The organism is Variovorax sp. 10L421 (assembly GCF_056395365.1).
In genome coordinates this window covers 1-2,363 of sequence record NZ_JBFTJJ010000062.1, presented here as the reverse complement: position 1 = coordinate 2,363, position 2,363 = coordinate 1, and the positions used below count along the sequence as shown (strand labels likewise).

Annotated in this window: 4 protein-coding genes; all 4 read left to right on the top strand. The window is 68.5% G+C overall.

From position 1 onward, the window contains the following. Positions 1 to 177: ABC transporter permease subunit (locus tag AC1DFC_RS29690; RefSeq protein ID WP_478180574.1), on the top strand; the 177-nt coding region annotated here is incomplete at its 5' end. Continuing rightward, the gene (locus AC1DFC_RS29685; RefSeq protein WP_478180573.1) at positions 174 to 1,052 is read left to right on the top strand and encodes an ABC transporter permease; all 879 of its coding nucleotides are present in this window, start codon (positions 174 to 176) and stop codon (positions 1,050 to 1,052) included. The genes AC1DFC_RS29690 and AC1DFC_RS29685, both read left to right, overlap by 4 nt. 8 nt (positions 1,053 to 1,060) lie before the next feature. Then, the gene (locus AC1DFC_RS29680) at positions 1,061 to 2,050 is read left to right on the top strand and encodes an ABC transporter ATP-binding protein (RefSeq protein WP_413333961.1); all 990 of its coding nucleotides are present in this window, start codon (positions 1,061 to 1,063) and stop codon (positions 2,048 to 2,050) included. Beyond that, a partial coding sequence (locus tag AC1DFC_RS29675) for an ATP-binding cassette domain-containing protein (protein WP_478180572.1) occupies positions 2,047 to 2,363 on the top strand: 317 nt, incomplete at its 3' end. The genes AC1DFC_RS29680 and AC1DFC_RS29675, both read left to right, overlap by 4 nt.

Here is a 2,363-nt window from a genome sequence, read left to right as displayed (position 1 = left end):
AACGTGTTCTATCTGCCGGGCCTGGGCCGCCTCATCTTCCAGGCCATCAGCAACCGCGACCTGATCGTGGTGCGCAACTGCGTGATGCTGCTGGCGGCCATGGTGGTGATCGTGAACTTCGTGGTCGACGTGCTGTATGCCGTGATCGAYCCGCGCATCAAGGCCAGCGACATATGAGCTCCGTCATCACCGCTCCGAGCGCTGCGGCGCTCAAGGTGCCGGGCTTCTGGCGCCGCGCATTGCACCACCGCAGCTTCGTGCTGGGCGGCGCGCTGACGCTGCTCCTGCTGCTCGCCGCCGGCATCTCGCTGGTCTGGACACCGTGGTCGCCCTACGACATGGACATGGCCAACAAGCTGAAGCCGCCGACGGGCGCGCACTGGCTGGGCACCGACACCTACGGCCGCGACGTAGCCTCGCTGCTGCTGGTCGGTGCGCGCGCATCGATCCTTGTCGGCGTGATCGCGGTCGGCATCGGCCTCGTGGTCGGTACGGCGCTGGGCCTGCTGACTGCCGCCAAGCGCGGCTGGGTCGAGGAAGCCATCATGCGGCTCACCGACTTCTCGCTGGCCTTCCCCGCAATCCTCTCGGCCATCATGATGACGGCGGTGTTCGGCGCCGGCATCGTCAACGCGATCATTGCCATCGGCATCTACAACATCCCGACCTTCGCGCGCATCACGCGCGCCTCGGCCAACGCGATCTGGTCGCGCGAGTACGTGGCCGCCGCGCGCGCCTGCGGCAAGGGCAGCTTCGCGATCACGATGCAGCACGTGCTGCCGAACATCTCGGCCGTGCTGATCGTGCAGATCACGATCCGATTCGCCATCGCCATCCTGGCCGAGGCCGCCCTCTCCTACCTGGGCCTGGGCACGCAGCCGCCGCAACCTTCGTGGGGCCGCATGCTCAGCGAGGCGCAGACGATGATGTTCCAGTCGCCCCTGCTCGCGGTGTTCCCCGGCATGGCCATCGCGCTCGCGGTGCTCGGCCTGAACCTGCTGGGCGACGGATTGCGCGACTTGCTCGATCCGCGCCTCGCACGCGCAAGATAAGAAGCGCCATGCCCTTGCTCGAAGTCGAAGACCTCCACATCGAACTGCAGACGCAGCGCGGTCCCGCCGAGGCCGTGCGCGGCATCGACTTCACGCTGGAGCGTGGCGAGACGCTGGGCATCGTCGGCGAATCGGGCTGCGGCAAGTCGATCACCGTGATGTCGCTGATGGGCCTGCTGCCCTCGACCGCGAAGGTCACCGGCAGCATACGTTTCGATGGAACCGAGCTCGTCGGCCGAGACGAAAGGGCCATGTGCCGGATCCGCGGCAACCGCATCGGCATGATCTTCCAGGAGCCGATGACGGCGCTGAACCCGGTGCACACGATTGCGCGCCAGGTCGGCGAACCGCTGCGGCTGCATCGCGGGCTCTCGCAAGCCGACGCACGCAAGGAAGTGCTCGCGCTGCTCGACCGCGTGGGCATTCCCGACGCGGCTTCGCGCCTCGACGCCTACCCGCACCAGTTCTCCGGCGGCCAGCGCCAGCGCATCGGCATCGCGATGGCGCTCGCCTGCGGGCCCGACCTGCTGATTGCCGACGAACCCACCACTGCACTCGACGTGACGATCCAGAAGCAGATCCTCGAACTCATCCAGGGCCTCGTGGCCGAGCGCGGCATGGCGTTGATCCTGATCTCGCACGACCTCGGCGTGATCGCGCAGACGGTCTCGAAGATGCTCGTGATGTACGGCGGCAGCGTGGTCGAGAGCGGCCCGACCGAGGCCGTGTTCGCGCGCCGTGGGCATCCCTACACGCAAGGCCTGTTCGCCGCGCGGCCCGCCATCGGCGCGCCGCGTGGCCTGCGTCTGGCCACCATCAGGGGCAGCGTGCCCGAGCTGGTCGACCTGCCGCCGGGCTGCCCCTTCGCGGGCCGCTGCAGCTACACCATCGACGCCTGCAAGACCACGCGGCCGCCGGCCACGATGCTGCCGCCAGATCACGCGGTGCGCTGCATCCGGCTCGAGGAAATCGCCGCGCAAGGGGCCATCGCACCATGAGTGGGACCACCGCTTCACCGCTGCTGCAGGTCACCGACCTCGTGCGCCACTACGCGCTGCCGCGCGAAAAGCTCTTCGGCCCGCCGCCGACCGTGAAGGCGCTCAATGGCGTGAGCTTCGAGGTGCGCGCCGGCAAGAGCGTGGGCATCGTGGGCGAATCGGGCTCGGGCAAGTCGACCATCGCGCGTCTCGTGATGGCGCTGGACACGCCGACTTCGGGCAGCGTGCGCCTCGAAGGCCGCGACCTGCACACGCTGTCGAAGGCCGAGCTGCGCACCGCGCGGCGCGATTTCCAGATGGTGTTCCAGGACCC